The following is a 26,009-nucleotide window of genomic DNA, read 5'->3' on the forward strand; positions in this document are numbered from 1 at the left end:
TCGGGTATAGTTGAGGGATGAATTTTCTCGCTCATCTTCACCTGGCCATGCTGGCGGACAGCTCGCTGCTGGGCAACCTGCTGGCCGATTTCGTGCGCGGCAACCCCGCCGCCGACTATCAGCCCGAGGTGGTGGCCGGCATCATGATGCACCGCCGCGTCGACGTGCTGACCGACAGCCTGCCGCAGGTGAAAGCCTGCCGCGACTATTTCAGCGCCCCCTACCGCCGCGTGGCGCCGATCACCCTCGACGTGGTGTGGGACCATTTTTTGGCGCGCCACTGGCAGCAGCTGGAGCCCTCGCGCGATCTGCACCAGTTCACCCAGGAAGCCCGCAGCCAGATCGAACCTTACCTGCCGCTCACGCCGCCGCGTTTTCAGAACCTGAACGGCTATCTGTGGCCGGAGCGCTGGCTGGAACGCTACGCCGAATTGCCGTTCATCGCCCGGGTGCTGCAGGGCATGGCCAGCCGCCGCCCGCGCCTCGAAGCGCTGGCCGGCTCGTTCGCCGATGTCGAACAACATTATCATCAGCTTGAAACACAATTCTGGCAGTTTTATCCGCAAATGATGCGGCAGGCGAAGGAAAAAACGCTCTGAGGTCAAGCCCAAGCGTTTGAAATTGCAGCGCCTTGCAAGAATTTACGTTTTGCCGCTTGCCCTTTTGTGGGAAAAGGTTATTTTTAAAGCTCGATAAATTATATCAACGACTTTGATAGGTGAAAGCTATCTCATCGATTGGTCTTTTACCCTTTATTCACCAAGTCACGGCCCCTATACTGGCCCTTGTTTTTACATCCACCCTTTAACACCTATTACAGGAGTAATTATGGTCCTGGTAACTCGTCAAGCCCCTGACTTCACTGCAGCTGCCGTACTGGGTAGCGGCGAAATCGTTGAAAACTTCAACCTGAAGAAGCACCTGAACGGCAAACCAGCCGTGCTGTTCTTCTGGCCAATGGACTTCACCTTCGTATGCCCTTCCGAGCTGATCGCTTTCGATCACCGCTATGAAGAGTTCCAGAAGCGTGGCGTTGAAGTGGTTGGCGTTTCCTTCGACTCAGAATTCGTTCACAACGCATGGCGTAAAACCCCTGTCGACAAAGGCGGCATCGGTGAAGTGAAATACGCAATGGTTGCTGACGTTAAGCGTGAAATCCAGAAAGCTTACGGCATCGAACACCCGGAAGCCGGCGTTGCGCTGCGCGGCTCCTTCCTGATCGACAAAGACGGCATCGTGCGTGCACAGGTGGTTAACGACCTGCCAATCGGCCGTAACATCGACGAAATGATCCGTACCGTTGACGCGCTGCAATTCCACGAAGAGCACGGTGAAGTGTGCCCGGCTCAGTGGGAAAAAGGCAAAGCAGGTATGGGCGCTTCCCCAGACGGCGTAGCAAAATACCTGTCTGAAAACGCTGCCAAGCTGTAATTTCAGCCTGATAGTGAATCAACCGGCCCACGGGCCGGTTTTTTTGTGCCCCTTTTTAGGGCAATATGCCCGCCTTCAGTGCTTTATTTCCCTGTTTCCGCTCACATTTCCTACCCTGTTCACCGCGCGTACGCCCATCTGCGGCTACTATCAATAACGCTGGCTCGCGCTTTGCAAGCGAACAACGGCAAGCAAACACAACACAATAAAAAACTGACAGGGTAGGAATAACTATGTTTTTACAGAAATGGAGCAAACCCCTGACCATGGCGGCGCTGCTGGTCAGCGGCAGCCTGTATGCGGCATCCAACCCGGCGGTGGAAGCCCAAAACGGCATGGTGGTCACCTCGCAGCATCTGGCCTCGCAGGTCGGCGTGGATATCCTGAAAATGGGCGGCAACGCCATCGACGCCGCCGTGGCGGTCGGCTATGCGCAGGCGGTGGTTAACCCCTGCTGCGGCAACATCGGCGGCGGCGGCTTTATGACCGTCCACCTGGCGGACGGCACCGACACCTTCATCAACTTCCGCGAAACCGCGCCGGCGGCGGCCAGCGCCAACATGTATCTGGATGCCGACGGCAAGGTGAAGAAAGATGCCAGCCTGTACGGCTATCTGGCGGCGGGCGTGCCGGGCACCGTGCTGGGAATGGAAACCGCGCGTGAGAAGTACGGCAAACTGAGCCGTGAACAGGTGCTGGCGCCGGCGATCAAGCTGGCGCGCGAAGGCTTTGTGCTGACCCGCGCCGATACCGATATTCTCGACACCACCGTTGCACGTTTCAAACAGGATCCCGAGTCGGCCAAAATCTTCCTGCGCCCGGACGGCAGCCCGCTGCAGCCGGGGGACAAACTGGTGCAAACCGATCTGGCCAATACGCTGGAAGCCATCGCCAAAGGGGGAACCGACGCCTTCTACAAAGGCAAGATCCCGCAGGCGGTAGAGGCGGCGGCCAAACAGGGCGGCGGCATTTTGACGGCGGCCGACTTCGCCAACTATAAAGTCACCGAAACCCCACCGATCACCTGCAGCTATCGCGGCTACAAGTTCGTGTCGGCGCCGCCTCCCAGCTCCGGCGGCGTGACGCTGTGCGAAATCCTCAACGTGGTGGAAGGCTATGACCTGAAAAGCATGGGCTTCAACTCGGCGGCGGCCATTCATACCATGACCGAGGCGATGCGCCATGCCTACATGGACCGCAACACCTACCTCGGCGACCCGGAATTCATCAAGAACCCGATCGACCGGCTGGTGAGCAAGAGCTACGCCGAGCAGATCCGCAAGAAAATCGTCGCGGACAAGGCCACGCCGTCGGAAAACGTGCAGCCCGGCATGGAACCGCATGAAAAACCGGAAACCACCCACTATTCGATCGTCGATCACGACGGCAACGCGGTCTCCACCACCTATACCGTCAACGGCCGCTTCGGCGCCGTGGTGATCGCACCGGGCACCGGCTTCTTCCTCAACGACGAGATGGACGACTTTACGGTCAAAGTGGGCGAGAAAAACCTGTACGGGCTGGTGCAGGGCACCGCCAACAGCATTGCCCCCGGTAAGCGCCCACTATCGTCGATGAGCCCGACGCTGGTGACCAAGGACAACAAGATCTTTATGGTGCTGGGCTCGCCGGGCGGTTCGCGCATTATCACCATCACCCTGCAGACCGCGTTGAACGTGATCGACCACGGCATGGCGCCGCAGGAAGCGGTAGACGCGCCGCGCATCCATCACCAATGGTTGCCGGATGAGGTGTACTACGAACAGCGCGGCGTTTCCGCCGATACGCTGAAGCTGCTGAGCGGCATGGGTTATAAGATGGTCGAGCAAACGCCGTGGGGCGCCGCCGAACTGATTCTGGTCGGTTTACCGGGCGCGGCGGGCGTCAGCCCGGCCAACTCCGGCAACGATTCGGCAGTTTCCGGTAAAGTGCGTGAAGGCTACCTGTACGGCGCCAACGACGTGCGCCGTCCGGCAGGCTCCGCGGTCGGTTACTGATGTAAATACCCACTCACCTTAATCGCGGGGGCGTTTCTGCCCCCGCACTCCCTTTAGCCCTCGCAGCGCCATACGGTGGCCGACTCTTCCGCCAACTGCAGGCGCAACCCGCCCGCCGTTTCGCTCAACTCTCCCCGCCCTTCCACACGCCGCCACGGGCCACGCGCCAACAGCGGGTTATGCGGCAGCTGCGCCTGGCCGCTGCCGTCGCGCTGCAGCGCCACCAACACCTGCTCCTGCTGATACAGACGCACGAACACCAGCGTTTCGCCGCTGGCGTACAGCACCTGACAGCCGCCGCGGCGCAAGGCCAGGCTCTGTTTACGCAGCGCCGCCATGCGCTGGAACAGCGCCAGCAGCGGCCGGTCCCAGTCGCCGACGTCCCACGGGAACGGCTTGCGGCAGAACGGATCGTTGCCGCCGTCCAACCCAATCTCATCGCCATAATAGAGGCAAGGCACACCGATCCAGCTCAGCAGCCACACCGCCGCCATCTGCATGCGCGCCGCGTTCCCCTGCAACAGCGTGAGGAAACGCGCGGTATCGTGGCTGTCCAGCTGATTGAACTGGATCAGCTGGCGGCTGTGCGGCAGCCCGGCGCGGTAACCGTCCATCCACTGCGCGCACCCGGCGGCGTCCAGCCGCACCGGGTGGTAGGCCACGTCCAGCCCCGCTAAAAACGCCCGCACCGGCAGCGCGAATCCCATGTAGTTCATCGCCGCATCCTCCACGCCGGCGTGCAGCCAGCGGCGCGCGTCGCCGAAGTGCTCGCCCAAGACATAGGCCTGCGGATTCTCCTGCTTCACCGCCTGATAGATGCCCGCCAGGTGGCGCAGATTACCGGTGGCGCCGCCGTTCTCCCCCAGCATATGCACCACGTCCAGCCGCCAGCCGTCGATGCTGTACGGCGGGCGCAGCCAGTGACGCACCACGCTGCCTTCGCCCTGATAAATCGCTTCCGCCACCTGCGGCTCGGCGAAGTTGAGCTTCGGCAGGCTGGCGTTGCCCTTCCAGTCGAGCGCGCGGCCGTCCGGGTAGAAGTTGAACCAGCCGCGATACGGCGAATCGGGGTGGTGACAGGCGCCGTTTTCGCCCTGACGATGGCGGTCAAACCACGGGTGCGAATCGCCGGTGTGGTTGAATACCCCGTCCAGCACCAGTTTCATGCCCACCTTGTGAGTGCTTACTCGCAAACGCTGCAGCGCCGCGTTGCCGCCGAAGTGCGGATCGACCTGGTAATAGTCCTCGGTATCGTACTTATGCACGCTCGGCGCGGTAAAAATCGGGTTCAGGTACAACGCCGTCACGCCCAGTTGCTGCAGGTACGGCAGTTTGCCGCTGATGCCGTCCAGATCGCCGCCGTAAAAGGTCGAGGCGGCGTGGCGATCCTCCAACGGGTGCTGCCAGTCGCGCCGAATTACCTCGGCGCCGGCCGCATGATGGCGATAGCTGCCGCTCTGGATGCCGTGCTCGCCGCCGCTGCTGGCGAAGCGATCGGGGAAAATCTGGTAGAACAGCTGATCCGCCACCCACTCGGGGCCATTGTCAGGATCGTCGACGGCGAACTGCGCCAGCTGGCCCGGCGGCGTTGACGACCAGCCCTGCGGGCCGAACCACTGTTGGCGATCGGCCCACAGCAGCTTGAAGCAGTATCGCCGCGTCGGCTCGCCCTCATTCAGCGTCAGGCTGGCCTGGTAGCGCCGCATCCCCTCGTGGCGCTGCGCTTTCATCACCAGCAGCCACTCTTCATTGTCCGGTTCGGCGCGCAAAAATACCCGTTCAGGCAGTTCATCCCCTTGTAACCACAGCGTGATATCCAAACGTTGCCCTTGCTTCACAACAAAAGGCGGGACCGGTTGATGCCAGGCGTTAAGCATACTGTTCTCCTGCTGTACCAAACGAAATCGACGGCGTTCTTCAAGAAACGAACAATGCCACGTTAAGTGCAACTCCCCCTCCTCTCTGGCCGCAAAACCCGGGGATGAGCCGGGGGGCGGAGACCGAAAAATAGCGCTAACTTGATGTAAAAAAAGGTAAACAGGCACAAATCCTGCACGTTACCCCTTAGGCTAACGCGTTTTAAGTTTACAGGATATTTTTTGCGCATTTTTTAAGGAGCGGTAATGCAACAACAGATAACGCGCTGGCTGGAACAGTTTGGTTTGGAATTCGGCGGAGTGATGTCGCTGTTGATGGTATTGGGGTTGATTGTTCTGATCTCGGTAGCGATCCACCTGGTGCTGCACCGGGTGGTGTTGGCTGCTCTTCAGCGCCGTGGCCAGCAATCGCAGCGCGTCTGGCAACAGGCCATCACCCAATACAAACTGTTCCAGCGCGTGGCGCTGCTGCTGCAAGGGGTGATCATCAGCATCCAGGCGACGCTGTGGCTGCAGAGCGGCAGCCAGACCCAGGCGGTGATCGTCACCGCCGCGCAGGTATGGATCCTCGCCTTTACCCTGCTGTCGCTGTTCTCGCTGCTGGATACGCTGCTGGCGCTGCTGCGCCAAAGCCCGATTTCCAATCAGCTGCCGCTGCGCGGCATTTTCCAGGGCCTGAAACTGGTGGCGGCGATCCTGATCGGCATCATGATCGTCTCATTGCTGATGGGCAAATCGCCGCTGCTGCTGCTCAGCGGCCTGGGCGCCATGACCGCGGTCTTGATGTTGGTGTTCAAGGATCCGATCCTCGGGCTGGTGGCCGGCATTCAGCTCTCCGCCAACGACATGCTGAAGATCGGCGACTGGCTGGAAATGCCGAAATACGGCGCCGACGGCGCGGTCACCGACATCGGCCTGACCACGGTCAAAGTGCGTAACTGGGACAACACCGTCACCACCATACCGACCTACGCGCTGATCTCCGACTCGTTCAAAAACTGGCGTTCGATGTCGGAATCCGGCGGGCGCCGCATTAAGCGCAGTTTGAATATCGACACCGGCAGCGTGCACTTCCTGTCGGAAGAGGAACAGCGCCGCCTGCAGCGCAACCCGCTGCTGCACAGCTACCTGAACGTTAAGACCCAGGAGCTGAGCCAGCACAACCAGGAGATCGCCGTCGATCTGGCCTCGCCGCTCAACGGCCGCCGCCTGACCAACCTCGGCACGCTGCGCGCCTATCTGGAAGCCTACCTGCGCGCTCACCCGCGCATTCACCAAAACATGACGCTGATGGTGCGCCAGCTGGCGCCGACGCCGGAAGGCCTGCCGCTGGAAATCTACGCCTTCACCAACACCACGGTCTGGGCGGAGTACGAAAGCATTCAGGCGGATATTTTCGACCATATCCTGGCGGTGATCGACGAGTTCGGCCTGCGCGTGCATCAGACGCCGACCGGCAACGACCTGCGCGGCATGCTGCGACAAAGCGCGAACGCTTCCTGACGTCGGCTGACGTAACTGTGTCTGCTGGTAATTATTCGCTTTCAATTGCCAGCAGATATCTCCATCCCCTTCTTTTCCCCGGTGAAAACGGCGTTAATGCGCCATCACCTTCACCACCGAGAGGGAAAGCTCTTGCTGAAACGGTTACGTCATCGGCTGTTCACCCTGATGGCCACGCTGCTGTTTATCGGCTGCCTGCACAGCGCATCGCTGGATGAAAGCCGCATGCCCCGCAATCTGCAACCTTCGCTGAGCGCCCTTAGCAGCAATCTGCAGGACATTCGCGAAGTGCTGGCACGCTGCGCCGGCGAGGAAGAGGAGGAACGCCTGAACGACGGCGGTATGCGCATCGAAGCGCGCGCCGCCGGGGATGAGGAAGTGGAAGATAAACCCTAAAAAAACACCGGCCTCAGCCGGTGTTTTTCCATTTAGTCTTGCTGCGTCGCCAGCAGCGCGCGTTTTTTCTGGCGGTTGACCTTGAACCAGTACCCCGCCAGCAGCAACACCACCCAGACCAGGCCGGCGTACAGCGAGACGCGCGTGGTCGGGAAATAGCCGATCAGGCCGATGATGAATACCAGGAACACGATCGCCACCACCGAGGTGAACACCCCGCCGCGCAGCGGGAACGCCAGCTGCTTCACCTGCTCTTTGCTCAGGCTGCGGCGGAAGGCGATTTGGGAGAACAGGATCATGATCCACACCCACACGGTGGCGAAGGTCGCCAGGGAGGCGATCACCAGGAACACGCTCTCTGGCATGATGTAGTTGAGGTACACCGCCAGCAACAGCGCCAGCATCATCACCACTACCGTCACCCAGGGAATGCCGCGTTTCGACACCTTGCTGAACATCTTCGGCGCGTGCCCCTGTTCGGCCATGCCGTGCAGCATGCGACCGACGCCGAACACGTCGCTGTTGATCGCCGACAGCGAAGCGGTGATCACCACGAAGTTGAGGATGCCTGCCGCCACGGTGATGCCCATATGCTGGAAGGTCAGCACGAACGGGCTGCCGTTGGTGCCCACCTGGTTCCACGGGTAGATCGACATGATGACAAACAGCGTACCGACGTAGAACACCAGAATGCGCCACGGCACCGAGTTGATGGCTTTAGGGATCGATTTTTTCGGATCCTTGGCTTCGCCGGCGGTGATGCCGATGATTTCAATGCCGCCGTAAGCGAACATCACCAGCTGCAGCGACAGGATCATGCCGATAACGCCGTTGCTGAAGAAGCCGCCGTTCGACCACAGGTTATGAATGCCGGTCGGTTGCCCGCCGTTGCCGATACCCCAGATGATGATGCCGATGCCGGCCGCGATCATGATGATGATGGTGGCGACCTTGAAGAACGAGAACCAGAACTCCAGCTCGCCGAATACCTTGACGCTCATCAGGTTGATGGCGCCGATGATCAGCACCACGCTCAGCACCCAGATCCAATGCGGCACTTCCGGGAACCAGACGCCCATATAGATGCCGAAAGCGGTCACGTCGGCGATGGCGACAATCAGGATTTCAAAGCAGTAAGTCCAGCCGGTGATGTAACCCGCCATCGGGCCGAGGTAGTCCTGCGCGTAGCGGGAAAATGAGCTGGCCTGCGGGTTATTGACCGACATCTCCCCCAGTGCGCGCATGATGATGAAGGCCACGATGCCGCCGATCAGGTAAGCCAGCAGCACGCTCGGGCCGGCCATTTTGATGGCGTCCGCCGAGCCGTAGAACAACCCGGTGCCGATGGCCGACCCCAGCGCCATAAAGCGGATATGGCGCGTGCTAAGGCCGCGTTTCAGCTTATTGTCGGAGGCGGTGGTGGGTGACTGTTGTTGCATGAAGATGACCCATAGTTTTAAACGTAAAAAAGCCACGGACATGTCCGTGGCCCTGGATTAAGCCGGGGGATTATCAGTGCGCGGTCACTTGGGAACGCGTGCACACCCGATCATAAATCGCGACCAGCGCCAGCATCAGCAGCGAAGGCGGCAACCATGCCAACCCCTGCTCCGCCAGCGGCAGATGAGTGGTCCAGGCCGGCAGCAGCTGCTGGAAACTGGACGCTTTCACCGCGTCAAGGATACCAAACAACAGGCTGACAAGCATCACCGGCGCGATGATACGCGGCGCGCTGTGCCACCAACGCAGGGTGAAGCTCAGCACCACCAGCACGATGCACGGCGGGTAAATCGCGGTCAACACCGGAATGGAGATCTGGATCAGGTGGCTCAGGCCGAGGTTGGACACCACCATCGAGAACAGGCCCAGGATAAACACCAGCGTCTTGTAAGAGAACGGCAGGTATTGCGCGAAGAACTCGGCGCAGGCGCAGGTCAGGCCTACCGCGGTCACCATGCAGGCGATGAAGATCAGCGCCGCCAGGAAGAAGCTGCCGAGGCCGCCGAAGGTGTTCTGAACGTAAGCATGCAGGATCACCGCGCCGTTGGTGGCGTCAGGCACCAGCGCGCCGCTGCCGGAACCCAGCTTGAACAGGCTCAGGTACACCAGCGTCAGGCCCACGCCGGCGATCAAACCGGCCAGAATGGTGTAACGGGTCAACAGGCCGGCGTCTTTCACGCCGCGCGAGCGCGCCGCGTTGACGATAACGATGCCGAACACCAGCGCGCCCAGCGTATCCATGGTCAGATAGCCGTTAACGAAGCCGGAGGAGAAAGGCACGCTCTGATAAGCCGTCGTCGCCGGAATCGGCGCGCCGGCAGGCCACAGCAGCGCGGCGATGCCCAGTACGGCCAGCGCGACGATCTTCAGCGGCGCCAACACATGGCCAACGGTATCGAGCAGGCGGCCCGGATACAGAGAGATGCCGATCACCAGCGCGAAATACACCAGGCTGTAGATGAACAGCGGCATGGCGCCGTCGCCGGTCAGCGGGGCGATGCCCACCTCAAAGGACACGGTGGCGGTACGCGGCGTGGCGAACAGCGGGCCGACGGCCAGGTAGCAGACGGTCGCCAGCAGCAGGCCGGCGCCGCGGCCGATCGGCGAACTGAGGGCGTCGATGCCGCCGCCGACGCGCGCCAGCGCGATGACGGTGATGACCGGCAGGCCCACGGCGGTGATCAGGAAGCCCAGCGCCGCAGTCCAGACATGTTCACCGGACTGCAAGCCGACCATCGGCGGGAAAATGATGTTCCCGGCCCCAACGAATAAGGCAAAGGTCATAAAGCCCAGTGCCAGGATATCTTTTGACGTTAAACGATGACTCATACGATGTCGTGTTGCCTGTTCAAATGAAAAAAATTGTCCGATAGCGTGGTGGCGAAACGCCCCACCCGGTTGCCGGCATGCCCGATCGTCGCCGCGCCAAATAAGCACCCTAAACGCAGTCGATCCGGCGTTTATGTCCCTATTCGAAAGTGGCCGCTCATGAAGATGGGCAAAATTTTAGGAGTTATAAAAATGGAGGTTTAATCCGACAACGAAGGCTAAGGTAAACGTTTATAGCGCTTCAAGGCAAGACGCACGGCGAAAAGCAGAGCTATCGACCATATAAACTTTAGCCACCAGTCGATCATATTGGCTATCAATAAATATACACTACATGATTTGTATCATTTTTGAACAATGAATTCACGAAACGTGAAGCATATATCACTTTACCGCGCGAAAACGCCAATAAATGCCCGGTTTTCGCGTGGTATAAGCTCCGTTTTGCCGTGAAAAAAGGCGAAAATTACGCCGCTTTTTGTCGCTTATTGCACCGTGGCCGGCGCGAGCGGTGGCAACCCGAGCGCCTGGCGGGTCTTCTGCAGCGCGGCCGGCGGCAGTGGCAGATAGCCGTCGTGATTGACCAGGCTTTGCCCTGGTGTCGACAGCACGCGATCGAGAAACGCGGCGGTCAGCGGCTCCAGCGGTTGATGGGGGGCTTTATTGATGTAGATATACAGATAGCGCGACAGCGGGTAGCGATCGTTGCGCACGTTGGCGGCGGTAGGCGCGACATAGTCTTCTCCCGTCTCCGCCAGCGGCAGCAGCCGCACGCCGCTGGCGCGAAAACCGATGCTGGCGTAGCCGATGCCGTTGAGCGAACCGGCCACCGCCTGCACTACCGAGGCCGAACCGGGCAGCTCATTGACGCGCGGCATGAAATCGCCGCCGCACAGCGCGCGCAGTTTGAAATAGCCGTAGGTGCCGGACGCCGAGTTGCGGCCGAAGCGTTGCAGCGAGCGCGTCGCCCAGTCGCCGCGCAGCCCCAGCTCGCCCCAGCGCGTCAGCGGCTGGCTTTCGCCGCAGCGCCGGGTGGCGGAGAAAATGCGGTCGAGCTGCTGCAGGTTGAGGCCGCGCAGCGGATTATCCTGATGCACCAATACCACCAGCGCATCCACCGCTACCGGCACCGCCAGCGGCGCATAGCCGTAACGGTGTTCGAATGCCGAGATCTCGGCCGCCTTCATCGGCCGGCTCATCGGGCCGAGCTGCGCGGCGCCCGCCGCCAACGCGGTCGGCGCGGTCGACGAACCGGCGGCCTGGATCTGCAGGTTGACGTTGGGATAATGCTGGCTGAAATCCTGCGCCCACAGAGCCATCAGATTCGCCAGCGTGTCGGAGCCGACGCTGGACAGGTTGCCCGCCAACATGGCGTCAGGCTGCGCCAGCGCGCCGCGTCCGGCCAGCAGCGCCAGGCAAAGCAACAGCCCTCGGGTGATTCGGGTCATACCGGTGTCTCGCGTTAATTTTTCACCGCATTCTCTGATAAAGCGGCGGGAACAATCAACCGATTGGGCAAGGTAAAGATAAAGCGGGTGCCGATCCCCGGTTCGCTGAGGATCTCCAGCCGCGCGTCGTGATGGCTGAGCGCGTGCTTGACGATCGCCAGCCCCAGCCCGCTGCCGCCGGTCTGGCGCGAGCGAGCCTTGTCGACGCGGTAGAAACGCTCGGTCAGGCGCGGCAGGTGCTCGGCGGCGATGCCAGGCCCGTTGTCGCTGACCTGGAACTGCGCGCCATGCGCCGTCTGCTGCCAGCTGACTTCGATATGGGTGCCCTTCGGCGTGTGGTTGACCGCATTGTACACCAGGTTAGACACCGCGCTGCGCAACTGGTCTTCATTGCCGAACACGTTGAGCTGTTCGTTCACCCGGAAGGTGATCTCGTGATTGCCACCGCTCAGCGATTGCGCCTCACGCTGCAACACCCGCAGCATCAGCGGAATATCCACCCGCTCGTTCATGTCGACATTGGGCGCCGCCTCGATGCGCGACAGTGTCAGCAGCTGCTTGACCAGCCCGTCCATCCGGCGGGTCTGCTCTTGCATGGTGCTCAGCGCCTTGCTGCGCAGCGAGCCATCCTGCTCTTCGTCGCCCATCATCTCCAGATAGCCCTGCAGCACCGTCAGCGGCGTACGCAGCTCATGGCTGACGTTGGCGAAGAAGTTGCGCCGCGCGCCCTCCAACTGACGCATCTGGGTGACGTCGCGCGCCACCATCAGCAATTGCCCTTCGGAATACGGCATCACGCGGAATTCGACGTAGTGTTCGTTGTTCAGCTGCAGCGTCAGCGGGCGCGAAAACTCCTGCTGTTGCAGATAGTGGCTGAATTCCGGATAACGCAGCAGGTTAAGGATGTGCTGGCCGTTGTCTTCCGGCCAGCGAAAGCCGAGCAGATGCTGCGCCAGCCCGTTGCACCAGAAGATATTGCCTTCGACGGTGGTCATCACCACCGCGTCAGGCAGCGATTCGGCCCCGCTGCGAAAGCGCTTGATCAGCAGCGCCAGCTCGCGCCGACGGCGGCGGTTACGCTGCTGCATCTGATACAGGCCATAAAACAGCGGTTCCCAGCTCCAGCGGCCGGGCGGCGGCGTCATGCTGCGGTCGATCCACAGCCAATGGGAGAGTTTGAGCTGGTTGTAGAAATTCCACACCAGCGCAGCCAGCGCAGAGGCCAGCAGGAACCAGGGCAGATAACCGAAAATCAGCCCCAGCAGTAAGGCGGGCAGACAGAAAAGAGCCAGCTCCAAAGCCAGCCTCTTCCACGACAGACGTTCTAACACGGCATATTCTCCAGCGCGGCGCGATCAGTAGCGCGTTGAGAACCGGTAGCCGGTGCCCCGAACGGTTTGAACCATTTTATCATGCCCACTGGTTTCTAACGCCTTGCGGAGCCGACGGATATGCACGTCAACGGTACGGTCTTCCACATAAACGTTAGTGCCCCAGACGTGATTAAGCAACTGCTCGCGGCTATAAACCCGCTCCGGGTGGGTCATAAAGAAGTGCAGCAGCTTGAACTCGGTCGGCCCCATGTCCAGCGCCTGATCGTTCGCCATTACGCGGTGGGAGGACGGATCCAGGCTCAACCCTTGCATTTCAATCACTTCTTCCACCGCCATCGGCGAAATGCGGCGCATGACCGCTTTGATGCGCGCCACCAGCTCCTTGGGCGAGAACGGCTTGGTGATGTAATCATCCGCCCCCACTTCCAGGCCGCGCACCCGGTCTTCTTCTTCGCCGCGCGCGGTCAGCATCATCACCGGGATATCGCGGGTCAGCGCTTCGCGCTTCATATGTTTGATAAACTGAATGCCGGAACCACCGGGCAACATCCAGTCAAGCAACACCAAATCAGGGAACGGCTCAGACAGACGCGTCACGGCGCTGTCATAATCTTCGGCTTCCAACGGTTGGTAACCATTCTGTTCCAACACAAAGCACACCATCTCACGGATCGGCGCTTCGTCTTCCACCACCAGTATGCGTCTTGCCATCGTCAATCCTGCCAATGTGTTAGCGACTTTTCGGGCGCCATTATGCGTCAGTTTTGTGACACTTTTATGAAAAAAACCGGCTGTTATAGGCAGTAAGCATAGCGATTATTTCCCGCAGTAACGAAAAATCATCCGGTTGTCATCATCATTGCGCCGGGACAGCCGCCGCCGCGGCCTTTATAATCATCGCCATTATCTTTACATCCGGGAGTATCATGCGCCTGATCCACACCTCTGACTGGCACCTTGGCCAGTACTTTTTCACCAAAAGCCGCGCCGCCGAGCACCAGGCTTTTCTGAACTGGCTGATCGAACAGGTAGATCAGCAGCAGGTGGATGCGCTGATCGTCGCCGGAGATCTGTTCGATACCGGCTCGCCGCCCAGCTATGCCCGCGAGCTGTACAACCGCTTCGTGGTGGAACTGCAGCGCACCGGCTGCCAGCTGGTGGTGCTGGGCGGCAACCACGATTCGGTCGCGACGCTGAACGAATCGCGTGAACTGCTTTCCTGCCTGAACACCACGGTGATCGCCAGCGCGCAGGGCGCCCCGGAACAGCAGATCGTGGTGCTTAACCAACGCGACGGCCAGCCGGGCGCGGTGCTGTGCGCCATCCCGTTCCTGCGGCCGCGCGATCTGCTCACCAGCCGCGCCGGCGAATCCGGCGCGCAGAAACAACAGGCGTTGCAGGAAGCCATCGCCGAACATTATCAAGCGCTGTATCAGGCGGCCTGCGAGCGCCGCGACCAGTTGGGCCTGCCACTGCCGATCGTCGCCACCGGCCACCTGACCACCGTCGGCGTTACCACCTCCGACTCGGTGCGCGACATCTATATCGGCACCCTCGACGCCTTCCCGGCGCAGGCCTTCCCCCCCGCCGACTATATCGCGCTGGGCCACATTCACCGCGCGCAGAACGTCGCCAAATCGGAGCATATTCGCTATAGCGGCTCGCCGATCCCGCTCAGCTTCGATGAGCTGGGCAAAGCCAAAAGCGTCTTCCTGGTGGATTTCGCCGACGGCGCTTTGCAGCGGGTAGAAACGTTAACGATCCCGCAGTTTCAGCCCATGCAACTGATCAAAGGCGATCTGGCCGAGATCGAACGGCAGCTGCGGCAATTTGCCGATTATGCCGGCGAGCTGCCGGTGTGGCTGGATATCGAAGTGGCGACGCAGGACTACCTCAGCGATATCCAACGCCGCATCCAGCTGCTGGCGGATGCGCTGCCGGTGGAAGTGGTGCTGCTGCGGCGCAGTAAAGAGCAGCGCCGCCAGGCGATCGCGCAGCAGGATAAGGAAACGCTCAACGAGCTGAGCGTCAACGAGGTGTTCGAACGGCGCCTGGCGCAGGAGGCCGACATGCCCGAAGCGCGCCAACGGCGGATGCACCAACTGTTCCGCCAGGTGGTCGAGGCGGTGCAGCACAACCCTGAAGAGAGCAACCCATGAAAATCCTCAGCCTGCGGTTAAAAAACCTCAACTCGCTGCAGGGCGAATGGAAAATTGACTTCACCGCCGAGCCGTTCGCCAGCAACGGCCTGTTCGCCATTACCGGCCCGACCGGCGCGGGCAAAACTACCCTGCTGGACGCCATCTGCCTGGCGCTGTACCACCAGACGCCGCGTCTCAACGTCACGCCAAGCCAGAATGAACTGATGACCCGCCACACCGCCGAATCGCTGGCGGAGGTCGAATTCGAGGTCAAGGGCGTCGGCTATCGCGCCTTCTGGAGCCAGCGCCGCGCCAAAAACGCGCCGGACGGCAATCTGCAGGCGCCGAAGGTCGAACTGGCACGCCGCGAAGACGGCAAGATCCTGGCGGACAAGGTGCGCGACAAGCTGGAGCTTACCGCCGCCATCACCGGGCTGGACTTTGGCCGCTTCACCAAATCGATGATGCTGTCTCAGGGGCAGTTCGCCGCCTTCCTCAACGCCGACGCCAACGATCGCGCCGAGCTGCTGGAAGAGCTGACCGGCACCGAAATCTACGGGCGGTTGTCCGAACAGGTGTTCGAGTCGCACAAGCAGGCCAAAACCGACCTGGATGCGTTGCACCAACGCGCCAGCGGCATCGAACTGCTGAACGACGAGCAGCGCCAGTCTCTGACCGAACAGCTGGCGGCGCTGAGCGCGCAGGAAATCGCTCTCGGCGAACAAACCCAGCGACAGCAACAGGCGCTGAGCTGGCTGCAGCAATGGCAACGCCTCCGGCAACAGCAAAGCGAGGGGCAATTGCGGCTGGACACCGCCCAGCGCGAGCAGGAGGAGGCCGCCCCGCAGCTGCAGCGGCTGGCGCTCAGCGAGCCGGCCGAGAAATTGCGGCCGCTGCGCGGTGAACGCGATCGCTGCCGCGCCGAGCTGCAGACGATACAACAGCAGGCAGCCCAGCTGACGCAACAGCAGGAACAGCAGTCGGCGCAGTTGACCCCGCTGCAGCAGGCGGTGGAAAAAACCCGCCAGGCGCAGCAAGCGCATGCCGAACACATGCGGCAACAGCAACAACAGATCGACGAGCAGGTCGCCCCGCTCGACCATCAAATAGCCCAACTGCAGTCGACACAGGCCGAGCGGCGACAGGCCGGCGATGCCGCCGCACAGCAGTGCGCCCAGCAGCAGACCGCGCTGGAGCAGCTCACTGCTCAGCGCAGCCAACTGACGAGGCAGGCCGCACAGCATCAGCAGCAGTTGAATGCGCTGAGTGAAGCGCTGGCCGTTCAACAGCAACAGCAGCAGGCGCTGGAGGCGCAAAAGCCGCTGGCCCCGCTGCGCCAGCGCCTGAGCGTCCTGGCGGATCTGCGCCCGACGCGCCAGCAGCTGTTTACTCTATCCTCTTTATCGCAGCAAATCGTTAAACGGCTGGAACAACAGCGGCAAGAGCTAAACAGCGGTCAACATGAACTTACCCAGTTGGAACCACAGCTAGAACTCATCCGTCAGCAATTTAAGCAGCAGAAAGCCCACCAGGCCGATGTTGAAAAAACCTATGCGCTGGAACAACGGATCGTGGGTCTGGAGGCCGAGCGCGCCCGTTTGCAACCCGGCGCCCCCTGCCCGCTGTGCGGCTCATGCGAGCACCCGGCGGTAGAACAATACCAAGAGGTAAAACTGTCAGAAACCGCGCAACGTCTGGAGCAAATGAAAGTCCAGACCGAAGCATTGCAAAAACAAGGCGTCGAGCTGCGAGCCCGTTACGACAACCTGCAACAGCAATTGCAGCGTCAGCAGCAAACCATCGCGCAGGATGAACAACAGCTGGCCGGCCAACAGCAGCAGTGGCGGCAGCTCAGCGCGCCGCTGGCGTTCGACTTTACGCTGGCGGATGGCGAGCAACTCAGCGCCTGGCTGAGTGGCTGCGACGACGAAGAACGGCGCGGGCAACAGGCGCTGCAGCAGCATGAACAGGCGGCGCAGGCGGTACAGCAGGCGAAAGACGCGCTCATCGCTCTGCAAACGCAGCAGCAGCAGACGCAGCAACAGCTGGCGTTGCTCGAAGAACGCTTTACGCTGCTGCAGAAAGCCCACGCCGACAGCCTGCAACAGCAGCAAGAGCTGCAACAACGCTGGCAAGAAGGCGAGAAGACCCTTGCCGAACGACGCGCGCAGCGGCTGACGCTGTTCGGCGAACAGCAGGTCGCCGAGGTGCGCGAACAGCTGCGCGCCAAACAAACCGCCTGTGAACAGGCCAGTTTGCAGGCCGCCGAGCAGTGGCAAAAGGCGCAGGAACTGCGCGAGCGCCTGGCCGGCCAGCAGTCCGGGCTGCAACAACAACACACCCAGATGCAGGAGCGGCTGCAGCAGGCGCAGCAGCAGTGGCAGCAGGCGCTGGCCGACAGCGAATTCGCCGATGAAACCGCCTTCGCCGCCGCGCTGCTGGACGATGTCCTGCGCCGCGAATTGCAGCAGCGCAAAGAACAGCTGCAACAGAGGCAGGTGGAGGCCGCCGCCCTGCTGACACAGGCGACGCAAACGCTGGAGCAGCACCGGCAGAACCGCCCTGAAGGGCTGGATGAAGCCAACGCGGATCTCGATGCGCTCACCCAATCGCTGGCCGAGCTGGCGCAGCAGTTGAAGGCGCTGCAGCTGCGCCAGGGCGAACTGCGCAACCAGCTGGCAAGCGACGCCGAACGCCGTCTCAATCAGCAGGCGCTGTTCGAGCAGATCGCCCGCAGCCAACAAGACTACGATGACTGGAGCTACCTCAACCAGCTGATCGGCTCGAAAGAAGGCGACAAGTTCCGCCGCTTCGCTCAGGGGCTGACGCTCGATCATCTGGTGTATCTGGCCAACCTTCAGCTCGGCCGGCTGCACGGGCGCTACCTACTGCAGCGCAAGACCAGCGACGCTCTGGAACTGCAGGTGGTCGACACCTGGCAGGCGGACGCGCTGCGCGATACCCGCACCCTGTCCGGCGGCGAGAGCTTCCTGGTCAGCCTGGCGCTGGCGCTGGCGTTGTCCGATCTGGTCAGCCATAAAACCAGCATCGACTCGCTGTTCCTCGACGAAGGTTTCGGCACGCTGGATGCCGAAACCCTCGATACCGCGCTGGACGCGCTGGACAGTCTGAACGCCTCCGGCAAAACCATTGGCGTGATCAGCCACGTCGAGGCGATGAAAGAACGCATTCCGGTGCAGATCAAGGTGAAAAAGGTCAACGGGCTTGGCGTCAGCCGGCTGGAGGCGCACTTCAGGCTGGAATGATCCCGCCGCGCGCGGCGCAGAAGTGTGACCGCGGCGGCACTCCGCGGTGAAAAGCGTTGAGCTGCGGCGGGCACGGGTTATTATGCAGGCATAACAGGATTGTTACTGTATCCCCTCCGCCGCTCAGGCCGCAGGGCAGAAAGATAAAATACAGGCAAAACCTGACGCCCGGGATCGCTTCCGGGCGTCAGGTTTTTTCGTTTTCAGGATGCTGAAACACCGGGAAAAACCATGAAAATCGCTAAAATACTCAATAATAACGTGGTGATTACGCTGGACGACCGTCAGGCAGAGACGGTGGTGATGGGAAAAGGAATCGGCTTTAAAAAGAAGCCCGGCGATACGCTGGACGAAAGCCTGATCGAAAAGGTATTCACCCATAACGGCGGTGAAATCGCCGAGCGCTATAAAGAGCTGCTCGCCGAGATCCCATTGGCCTGCGTCACCACTGCCGACAGGATTATTACTCTCGCCCGCGAACGCCTGCCGGGCAAGCTGCATAACATCGTCTACATCACGCTGACCGATCACATCCACTTCGCCCTGCAGCGCCATGCGCAAGGGCTGGATATCAAAAATGCGCTGCTGTGGGAGATTAAAAAACTCTACCCGGCCGAATTCGCCGTCGGGCTGGAGGCGCTGGCTCTGATCGCCCAGCGGCTGGATACCGCGCTGCCGGAAGACGAAGCCGGATTTATTGCCCTGCACCTGGTCAACGCCCAGCTTAACGACGAGATGCACAACACGCTGCACATTACCCGCGTGATGCAAGAGATCCTCAACCTGGTCAAATACCATTTCCGCTTTGATTACAACGAGGAATCCCTGAGCTACCACCGGTTCGTCACCCACTTGAAATTTTTCGCCCAGCGCCTGCTGGGGAAAAACTACGTCGACAGCGACGACGACTCGCTGTATCAGGTGGTGAAAGAGAAGTACCGCGAGTCATTCGCCTGCGCCGGCAAGATCAACCGCCACATCGAAAAGCACTATCAACACCAGCTCACCACGGAAGAGATGATGTTCCTGACCATTCATATCGAACGGGTGCGCAGCGAAAGCGAGGAAAAGCCGGTTTAACGGCGGGCGTCCGCCACCCGCACGCCGTACTGCGGAAACACCGCGTCGGCGGAAATCAGCGTCAGCCCCTCCGCCTGCGCCTGCGCGATCAGCATGCGATCGAAAGGATCCTGATGGTGTGGCGGCAGCTGCCCGGCCTGTTGGCAATGAAAGGCATCCATCGGCAGCGACAGAAAATCTTCGGCCTCGATGATCGCAAAGATGTCTTCCGGCAGCGCCAGCTTGCCCAGCGCCTGCTTAATCGAGATCTCCCAAATGCTGGCCGCGCTAACGTACACCGCATTGCCCGGATCGGCGATCTGCCTTTTGGCGTTCGCGCCCAGGCAGGCGTCATCGATCAGCCACCACAGCAACGCGTGGGTATCCAGCAGCAGGCGCTTCATTCATCGCCCTCAAACAGCGCCGCAATGGCCGCATCCCCGGCGTTGAAATCCGCCGGCACGGTGAACCTGCCCTTGGCGGCGCCGGGGCGGCGCGCTTCCCCCTTGATGGCGACCAGCTGTACGTACGGCTTCCCTGCTTTTGCAATAATCACGGTTTCTCCCTCCGCGGCTCTGTCCGCCAGTTGGCTCAGATTGGATTTGGCTTCGTGCATATTGGCCTGAATCGGCATACGCGTCCTCCTTAGCTAAGTTAGCTAAATCATAAAGCGCCGTCCAGTTTTTGTACAGTGAAGGGTTTAAAGCGCGAGCAGCCTCGCGCTTTGTTGCAACGCTTAGCGCTGCTGTTGCGGCCACAGCCAGGCCGCACCGCGCACGCCGCTGGAATCGCCGTGAACCGCCTTGCGGATCGGCGTTTCACACTCGCCGCCGAACACCCAGCCTTTCACCAGTTGCGGCACCGTGCGATACAGACGATCCACGTTGCTCATGCCGCCGCCGAGCACTACCACGTCCGGATCCAGCATGTTGATCACGTGCGCCAGCGATTTCGCCAATCGCATTTCGTAACGTTCAATCGCTTGTGCCGCCAGCGCATCGCCCCGCTCGCTCAGCGCCATGATCTCATGCCCTTGCAGCGCATTGCCGCTCAGGCGCGCATAGTCGGTGGCGAAACCGGTGCCTGAAACAAAGGTTTCGATGCAACCCGGCTTGCCGCAGTAGCACGGCACGTCGCGGGCGTAGCGCAGCTCATCGTCATCCTGCCACGGCAGCGGATTGTGGCCCCATTCGCCGGCGATGCCGTTGCCGCCGGCATGCGCCTGGCCGTTCAGCGCCACGCCGGCGCCGCAGCCGGTGCCGATGATGACCGCAAACACGGTTTTCGCGCCGGCGCCGGCGCCATCGGTGGCTTCCGACACCGCCAGGCAGTTGGCGTCGTTGGCGATGCGCACCTCGCGCGCCAGCAGCGCCGACAGATCCTTATCCAGAGGCTGGCCGTTGAGCCACACCGAGTTGGCGTTCTTTACTCGCCCGGTAAACGGCGACAGCGTGCCGGGAATGCCGATCCCGACCGATCCTCGTTCGCCGGTATGATCCTCCGCCAGTTTCACCAGCCCGGCGATCGCCGCCAGGGTTTGCCGGTAGTCATGGCGCGGCGTGGCGATGCGATGGCGAAACAGCTCCCGCCCGTCATTCGCCAACGCGATCACTTCAATTTTCGTTCCACCCAAGTCGATGCCAATGCGCACGTATTTTTTCTCCTCGATGCCGCGCAGCGTTGTCACAGCCTAATGTAAGCGCGCGAATGAATCACCTGTTTCCCATTCTCCGTCCCGTCCTTCCCCGGTGCGCAAAGCGACGCAATTCGGAGAGAATGGGGCGATTTTTCAGCGTCAATTCGTTATCATGCCGCCCTGCTTTTGACGAATCAGCGTGCCGAACGCACGCCCAGCCAGGGATAACATTATGCTGTGGTTTAAGAATTTGATGGTTTACCGTTTGAGCCGCGAAGTGGCGTTAAACGCGGATGAAATGGAAAAACAACTCAGCGCGTTCGCCTTCACGCCGTGCGGCAGCCAGGACATGGCGAAGACCGGCTGGGTTTCCCCGATGGGCTCGCACAGCGATGCGCTGACGCACGCGGTCAACGGCCAGATCGTCATCTGCGCGCGCAAGGAAGAGAAAATCCTGCCGTCGCCGGTGATCAAGCAAGAGCTGCAGGCCAAGATTGAGCGCCTGGAGGCGGAGCAACACCGCAAACTGAAGAAAACCGAGAAAGACGCGCTGAAGGATGAAGTGCTGCACAGCCTGCTGCCGCGCGCGTTCAGCCGCTTCAACCAGACCTTCATGTGGATAGACACCGTCAACGACCTGATCATGGTCGACGCCGCCAGCGCTAAACGCGCCGAAGACACGCTGGCGCTGCTGCGTAAAAGCCTCGGCTCGCTGCCGGTGGTGCCGCTGACCATGGAAAGCCCGATCGAACTGACGCTGACCGAATGGGTGCGTTCCGGTGAGATGCCGGCCGGCTTCGCCATTCAGGATGAAGCGGAACTGAAAGCGATTCTGGAAGAAGGCGGCGTGATCCGCTGCAAGAAACAGAATCTGATCAGCGACGAAATCGCGGTGCACATCGAAGCCGGCAAGCTGGTGACCAAGCTGGCGGTGGACTGGCAGGAGCGCATCCAGCTGATGCTGTCGGACGACGGTTCGCTCAAGCGCCTGAAGTTCGCCGACACGCTGCGCGAGCAGAACGACGATATCGATCGCGATGACTTCGCCCAGCGCTTTGACGCCGACTTTATCCTGATGACCAGCGAGCTGGCGGCGTTGATCAAAAACACCATCGAAGCGCTCGGCGGCGAAGCCCAGCGTTAATCCCGCCTCAGAAACGACCAGGGCCCAGCCTTCGCTGAGCCCTGCGTTCCCCTAACGAGCAACGTTTATTTGCTCAGGTAGCGGCACAGATAGGCGGTGGCGTCGGCCACCTGCAGGTTGAACTCGCTGTGCCCCGGCACGAAGAACTTCTCGCCCGGCGTAAACACCTGCCAGTCCGGCGCCCCCGGCAGCAGCACTTTCAGCGCCCCGGTGATCACCGTCATTTCTTCCGGCTGTGCGGTGGAGAAGGTGTATTCGCCCTCTTCCATCACACCCACGCTGGTAAGACCGATGCTGCTACTGTCAAAACCGATAGACTTCACTTTTCCGGCAAAATACTCATTCACTTTCAGCATAGACTGGCACCCGCGTAATCATCTTGATGGAAAATCCATATTGGGGGATTGCGGTTGATCTGTCACTGGTTTTTCGCGCGAAATGCGATCGCGGCGCAGAGTAAAACGCTACAGGCCCTCTCGCCGACAGTCAGGGCTGCTGAAGCCCGGGGCGCCTCACGGGCGCAAAACGCCCGTAGTCGCGTCGAGCGCAGATTTATGGCTATTTGAATCAGTCGATTAACTCTGCGGCCAGCTTGGCGACCAGTACGTTCGACAGCAGCACCGGTACCGACAGACGCGCCTGCAGAAAAGCGCGGTGACGCTGGTGATAACCGATACAATCGAGCACCACCACCTCCGCCCCCTGCCGCAGCAGGGTGCAAGCCGCCTGCTCCAACGCAGCGTCATCCGCCAGATAGGGGCTGGCGACGGCATAGATCGGCGGCGCCGCCAGCTGCCGCCATTTGCGCGCCTGCTGCCCAACCTGTTCAGCCACCGGCACCACGATGCCGACACGGTGTGTGCCGACGATCGCAGAGATCAACGGCGGGATAATGCGATCCGGTTCCAGCAACAGCACCCGTTCCGCCTGCAATCGACCGAATTCGCCGGTGCATAGCAACAGAATCACCTCGCATCCCGTCGCTTCCAGTTCGCGGATCTTCTCCTGCAACCCGCTTTCGACTCGAGCGGCGCCGAGCGTCACCTGCGTACCGTCCAAAAGACGCGACACCAGCAGCTTGTCGCCCTGTTGCGGTGCATAACGCTCGGCGATCTGCCCGATATCCAGGCCGTCCAGCAAACCGACGTGCCTCATTCGCTCCGCCGGCAGATAAGCAGACAGCAGCGGCATGATATCGCTGCGCGGCGCTTGACCGATGGTCAGCGTGGCGAATGAAGCCGTCATGGGTCTATCTCCTTTTTTGCAGGTGGCTCAGACTGCCGTACAGCGTCAGCAGCCGGTCGTATTCGGCGGCATCATAGAACCGGCAGGTACCGCGGCCGAATTCTTTGGCGACTTCCACCGCGAATTTGACCGCCAACGCGATGTCCGTTTCGTGGCTGGCGCCGGTACCGCAGCCCGGCACCACTGATTCGCTGCAGATCGCCACGCCGACCACCGGCGCTGCGGTAGCGGTCGAGGGCTGCAAGATGCTGTTGAGGTGATGTACACCGTTGCCGTAAGGGGTGATGTCCTGCGTGGTGATAGGGAAAGTCACCGCCGGCCGGCCGCTGGTCATCTCCATGATGCGCAGCAGATCTTCCGCCACCCGCAGGATGTACCCCTCTTTCACCGTCGGCGACAGCGCATAGCCTTTATGATTGATGATGCGGTTGCCTTTGGTGGTGTCGATCGACAGGATGGCGTCAGCCTCCGGCACCACTTCGTTATCGTTCATCGTCACGTCATCGATCGGTGAATCCATAAAATCAACCGGATCGTGCGGCCGGGTCGGCGCGTTCGGGCAAATATGGGTGGTGACGATCACATCGCCCGGCAGCATGTCGCCCTTGCGCTGCATCTCCGCCAACTTCAGCGCGGCGGCAATGGCGGCGATCGCGCCGTCGCCGTCGGACACCAGCCCGATTCGCGTCGGCCGCGCGCCAATGCCGCCCAGGCGGCCGATAATGCCCAGCGTCGGCGCCGCACCACCGCCGAATTTTCCTGCACTGCCGGGGATCTCGATACGCACGAAATCGGTGCCGCCCTTCGGCCCCTCGGCGCGCAAGGTGCTGGCCCGGATCGCCGGGTAAGACGCAAACAGGTCGACGACGTCTTGGCCGCTGACGAATGCGCTATCAATCAATTCAAAAACCTGCAGCGTTTGTTGCAAACTCATGGTCGTTTTACCTCACCAATGTCATCGGCAGGAGCTATTTGCCCTTGCTGGAAAAAATCGAGCTGAAGAAGTTGTAGAGCGCATCGCCGGCGATAAATCCGGCCGCCATAATCTCCATCGGCGTGCGGCCACGATCCCCCCAACGTCGCAGGATCGCCACGCGCAGCGCAATGCCGACCAGCACCGCCCACCCGGCCAAGGCGTTGTTGATCAGCAGGCCGGTTGCCAGCAGCACGCCGAGCTGGCGTTTAGGGCCGCCGACCAGCTGCACCAAGGCGCCGGGGATCGCCCAGATCAACAGACTCCAGGCGATGCCCGGCTGCGCGCCGGCCTCGATGGTTTTGGCGTAAACGCGCGCGACCGGCGGGATCAGATCCTGCAGGAAATAGCTGTGGTAAGAGAGGTAAACCACCGGAATGGCGATGATGAAAGCGATCAACGCCGCAAACAGCTGAATGCGACGCCCCAGCAGCTCTTGCTGCAGATCCTCACCGTAGCCGCGCAGGATGAAGCCGGCTTTCAAATCAAAGCCCATGTCGGCGAAGGCCGGCCCAGTGGCGGCGGTAAAACCGGTCAGGATGCATAGCGCCAGCGGTGGGAAACCGATCAGGATACCGACTATCAGGGTGATCAACGCCACCGCGAACGCGGGAAACCAGCCGGAGTGCATGGCAGCGATACCGACGATCAACTCATGAACGAAAGCGGCAAACGCCGCGTAAATCACGAACAGCGCCAACATCGGCAGCGACATCTCGCTAAACAGCCCGCCGACCAAGGCCAAAAAAGCGGCGATGACGATATAGCCGACCGCGCCCAGACCGAGCGCTTTGCTTACGGCGCTGTCGGGTTGGGTATAACCGGCGCTATCGGCGCGGCGGCTGCGGATCACCTGCGCGACCTGGATCAGCGCCACCAGGCCAGCGCCGACCATCACGCCGTGCGGAATAAAATGGGCGTTAATATCGAATCCGGCCACCGGCTCGGCGTAGGCCCGCAGCAATAGCCCGACGCCGAACATGCTCAGCGCCCAGATATTGCCGATAAAAGCGGTGCCGAAAGCCGCCATGGGGATCTTGAGCATTGATCCAGCGATGCCCACCACTACGCCCACCACCAGGAGCCAGGCCTGCTTGCCGCCGCGATCGCCGGCTTTAATCGCCTCTGCGGCGGCGACGCCCGGCGGCCAGGCATTGGCGGCGGGGAACACTTTGGTATCGAACAGACGATAAAGCAGATAGGCGTCGAGCAGCATCGCCGCCGCCACGCCGCAGAACATCGGTAGAATAAGCTGTGGTTGCCCCATCACGTAAGGCACCGCAATCGGCATCAGCAGACAGTTGGCTGCACCGAAGGTGGCGGAGGAGATCACCGTTTGCGCCAGGTTCTGGGTATGCACCGAACGATAGCGTTGGAACATCTGTAGCGGGATGCGCGCCAACAGCATGGCGATCAGCGCGCCGATGATCGAAGTGTTGGGCGTCACGCCCAGCGTGGTGATCAGTTGAACGCCGATGATCGCCCCCATCACCGAAAGTAGCGCCATGACCAACAGCGTGCCGGCCGCTTTTAGCGGATTATTTGATTTCATGCTTGGTTTCCCTGAATATTCCCTGCCGCATGACGGAAATAACGCCAGGCGATAGCTCGCCGCAGCAGTTCCATTATTTGGAACTGCTGGCGTCATAACGTTATTATTCTCTTACTCAGCCTATCTGTTCCCACCAATAAAATACGGTGGAATATAACTAATGAGTTCCCTGGTGTCG

General features: G+C 60.9%; 22 protein-coding genes. 9 read left to right on the forward strand and 13 right to left on the reverse strand.

Annotated elements, in window-relative coordinates:
* The first annotated feature begins 17 nt into the window (after positions 1-17).
* The 3 genes from L085_RS23405 (at position 18) to ggt (ending at position 3,428) form a co-directional block, all read left to right on the forward strand.
* Entirely contained in the window at positions 18-599 is a 582-nt protein-coding gene (locus tag L085_RS23405; protein WP_044031840.1) for an ACP phosphodiesterase, read from the forward strand.
* Positions 600-828: 229 nt separating this feature from the next.
* Complete coding sequence (locus L085_RS23410; RefSeq protein ID WP_004940403.1) at positions 829-1,431, forward strand: peroxiredoxin C; 603 nt, start codon at positions 829-831, stop codon at positions 1,429-1,431.
* A gap of 233 nt (positions 1,432-1,664) precedes the next feature.
* Positions 1,665-3,428, forward strand: coding sequence for a gamma-glutamyltransferase (gene ggt / locus L085_RS23415; protein ID WP_015376829.1), 1,764 nt, complete (start codon positions 1,665-1,667; stop codon positions 3,426-3,428).
* Positions 3,429-3,481: 53 nt separating this feature from the next.
* Here ggt and malZ read toward each other — a convergent pair whose 3' ends face one another.
* Positions 3,482-5,305 carry a maltodextrin glucosidase gene (gene malZ, locus L085_RS23420; RefSeq protein ID WP_015376828.1) on the reverse strand — a complete coding sequence of 608 codons (1,824 nt, stop codon included), beginning with the start codon at positions 5,303-5,305 and terminating at the stop codon, positions 3,482-3,484.
* A 246-nt stretch (positions 5,306-5,551) separates the two neighbouring features.
* Between malZ and L085_RS23425 the strand changes: the two genes are divergently transcribed.
* Positions 5,552-6,808 (forward strand): mechanosensitive ion channel domain-containing protein, encoded by a 1,257-nt coding sequence (locus L085_RS23425; RefSeq protein WP_016928882.1) that lies wholly within the window; start codon positions 5,552-5,554, stop codon positions 6,806-6,808.
* 132 nt (positions 6,809-6,940) lie between these two features.
* Positions 6,941-7,204 carry a hypothetical protein gene (locus L085_RS23430; RefSeq protein WP_015376826.1) on the forward strand — a complete coding sequence of 88 codons (264 nt, stop codon included), beginning with the start codon at positions 6,941-6,943 and terminating at the stop codon, positions 7,202-7,204.
* A 32-nt stretch (positions 7,205-7,236) separates the two neighbouring features.
* On the opposite strand, the gene proY is transcribed toward L085_RS23430, so the two are convergent.
* From proY to phoB, 5 genes are all read right to left on the reverse strand, one after another.
* Complete coding sequence (proY, locus tag L085_RS23435) at positions 7,237-8,643, reverse strand: proline-specific permease ProY (RefSeq protein WP_004940425.1); 1,407 nt, start codon at positions 8,641-8,643, stop codon at positions 7,237-7,239.
* A 73-nt stretch (positions 8,644-8,716) separates the two neighbouring features.
* A complete protein-coding gene (brnQ, locus tag L085_RS23440) occupies positions 8,717-10,033 on the reverse strand; it encodes a branched-chain amino acid transport system II carrier protein (protein WP_021504688.1) in 1,317 nt (438 codons plus the stop codon).
* Positions 10,034-10,518: 485 nt separating this feature from the next.
* Positions 10,519-11,481: a phosphate ABC transporter substrate-binding protein PstS family protein gene (locus L085_RS23445; RefSeq protein WP_044031841.1), complete on the reverse strand. Its 963-nt coding sequence runs from the start codon at positions 11,479-11,481 to the stop codon at positions 10,519-10,521.
* A 14-nt stretch (positions 11,482-11,495) separates the two neighbouring features.
* Entirely contained in the window at positions 11,496-12,812 is a 1,317-nt protein-coding gene (gene phoR / locus L085_RS23450; protein WP_004940434.1) for a phosphate regulon sensor histidine kinase PhoR, read from the reverse strand.
* Positions 12,813-12,836: 24 nt separating this feature from the next.
* On the reverse strand, positions 12,837-13,526 hold the full coding sequence (gene phoB / locus L085_RS23455) for a phosphate response regulator transcription factor PhoB (protein ID WP_004940438.1): 690 nt from the start codon (positions 13,524-13,526) through the stop codon (positions 12,837-12,839).
* Positions 13,527-13,741: 215 nt separating this feature from the next.
* On the opposite strand from phoB, the gene sbcD reads away from it, so the two are divergent.
* The 3 genes from sbcD (at position 13,742) to L085_RS23470 (ending at position 19,302) form a co-directional block, all read left to right on the forward strand.
* The gene (gene sbcD, locus L085_RS23460; protein WP_044031842.1) at positions 13,742-14,974 is read left to right on the forward strand and encodes an exonuclease subunit SbcD; all 1,233 of its coding nucleotides are present in this window, start codon (positions 13,742-13,744) and stop codon (positions 14,972-14,974) included.
* Positions 14,971-18,222: an exonuclease subunit SbcC gene (sbcC, locus tag L085_RS23465; protein WP_044031843.1), complete on the forward strand. Its 3,252-nt coding sequence runs from the start codon at positions 14,971-14,973 to the stop codon at positions 18,220-18,222. Before sbcD ends, sbcC begins: the two co-directional genes overlap by 4 nt.
* Before the next feature lie 231 nt (positions 18,223-18,453).
* Positions 18,454-19,302, forward strand: a complete 849-nt coding sequence (locus L085_RS23470) for a PRD domain-containing protein (protein ID WP_015376821.1) — start codon at positions 18,454-18,456, stop codon at positions 19,300-19,302.
* Here L085_RS23470 and L085_RS23475 read toward each other — a convergent pair.
* The 3 genes from L085_RS23475 to mak form a co-directional block, all read right to left on the reverse strand.
* On the reverse strand, positions 19,299-19,685 hold the full coding sequence (locus L085_RS23475; protein WP_015376820.1) for a type II toxin-antitoxin system VapC family toxin: 387 nt from the start codon (positions 19,683-19,685) through the stop codon (positions 19,299-19,301). The two genes, L085_RS23470 and L085_RS23475, sit on opposite strands and share 4 nt — an antisense overlap.
* A complete protein-coding gene (locus tag L085_RS23480) occupies positions 19,682-19,915 on the reverse strand; it encodes a type II toxin-antitoxin system prevent-host-death family antitoxin (protein WP_004940455.1) in 234 nt (77 codons plus the stop codon). Before L085_RS23480 ends, L085_RS23475 begins: the two co-directional genes overlap by 4 nt.
* A 102-nt stretch (positions 19,916-20,017) precedes the next feature.
* Positions 20,018-20,932 carry a fructokinase gene (gene mak / locus L085_RS23485; RefSeq protein WP_044032133.1) on the reverse strand — a complete coding sequence of 305 codons (915 nt, stop codon included), beginning with the start codon at positions 20,930-20,932 and terminating at the stop codon, positions 20,018-20,020.
* 217 nt (positions 20,933-21,149) lie between these two features.
* On the opposite strand from mak, the gene rdgC reads away from it, so the two are divergent.
* Positions 21,150-22,061: a recombination-associated protein RdgC gene (gene rdgC / locus L085_RS23490; RefSeq protein ID WP_004940461.1), complete on the forward strand. Its 912-nt coding sequence runs from the start codon at positions 21,150-21,152 to the stop codon at positions 22,059-22,061.
* 65 nt (positions 22,062-22,126) lie between these two features.
* Here rdgC and ppnP read toward each other — a convergent pair whose 3' ends face one another.
* The 4 genes from ppnP to L085_RS23510 all read right to left on the reverse strand — a co-directional run bounded on the left by ppnP (position 22,127) and on the right by L085_RS23510 (position 25,831).
* Positions 22,127-22,417, reverse strand: a complete 291-nt coding sequence (ppnP, locus tag L085_RS23495) for a pyrimidine/purine nucleoside phosphorylase (protein ID WP_004940463.1) — start codon at positions 22,415-22,417, stop codon at positions 22,127-22,129.
* 211 nt (positions 22,418-22,628) lie between these two features.
* The gene (locus tag L085_RS23500) at positions 22,629-23,306 is read right to left on the reverse strand and encodes an AroM family protein (protein ID WP_044031844.1); all 678 of its coding nucleotides are present in this window, start codon (positions 23,304-23,306) and stop codon (positions 22,629-22,631) included.
* 4 nt (positions 23,307-23,310) lie between these two features.
* Positions 23,311-24,240 carry a DUF1177 domain-containing protein gene (locus L085_RS23505; protein WP_044031845.1) on the reverse strand — a complete coding sequence of 310 codons (930 nt, stop codon included), beginning with the start codon at positions 24,238-24,240 and terminating at the stop codon, positions 23,311-23,313.
* Between the two features lie 34 nt (positions 24,241-24,274).
* Positions 24,275-25,831: an OPT/YSL family transporter gene (locus tag L085_RS23510; protein ID WP_044031846.1), complete on the reverse strand. Its 1,557-nt coding sequence runs from the start codon at positions 25,829-25,831 to the stop codon at positions 24,275-24,277.
* Positions 25,832-26,009 lie beyond the last annotated feature (178 nt).

Source organism: Serratia sp. FS14, from assembly GCF_000695995.1.
In the GTDB taxonomy this organism is placed as follows: domain Bacteria; phylum Pseudomonadota; class Gammaproteobacteria; order Enterobacterales; family Enterobacteriaceae; genus Serratia; species Serratia nematodiphila.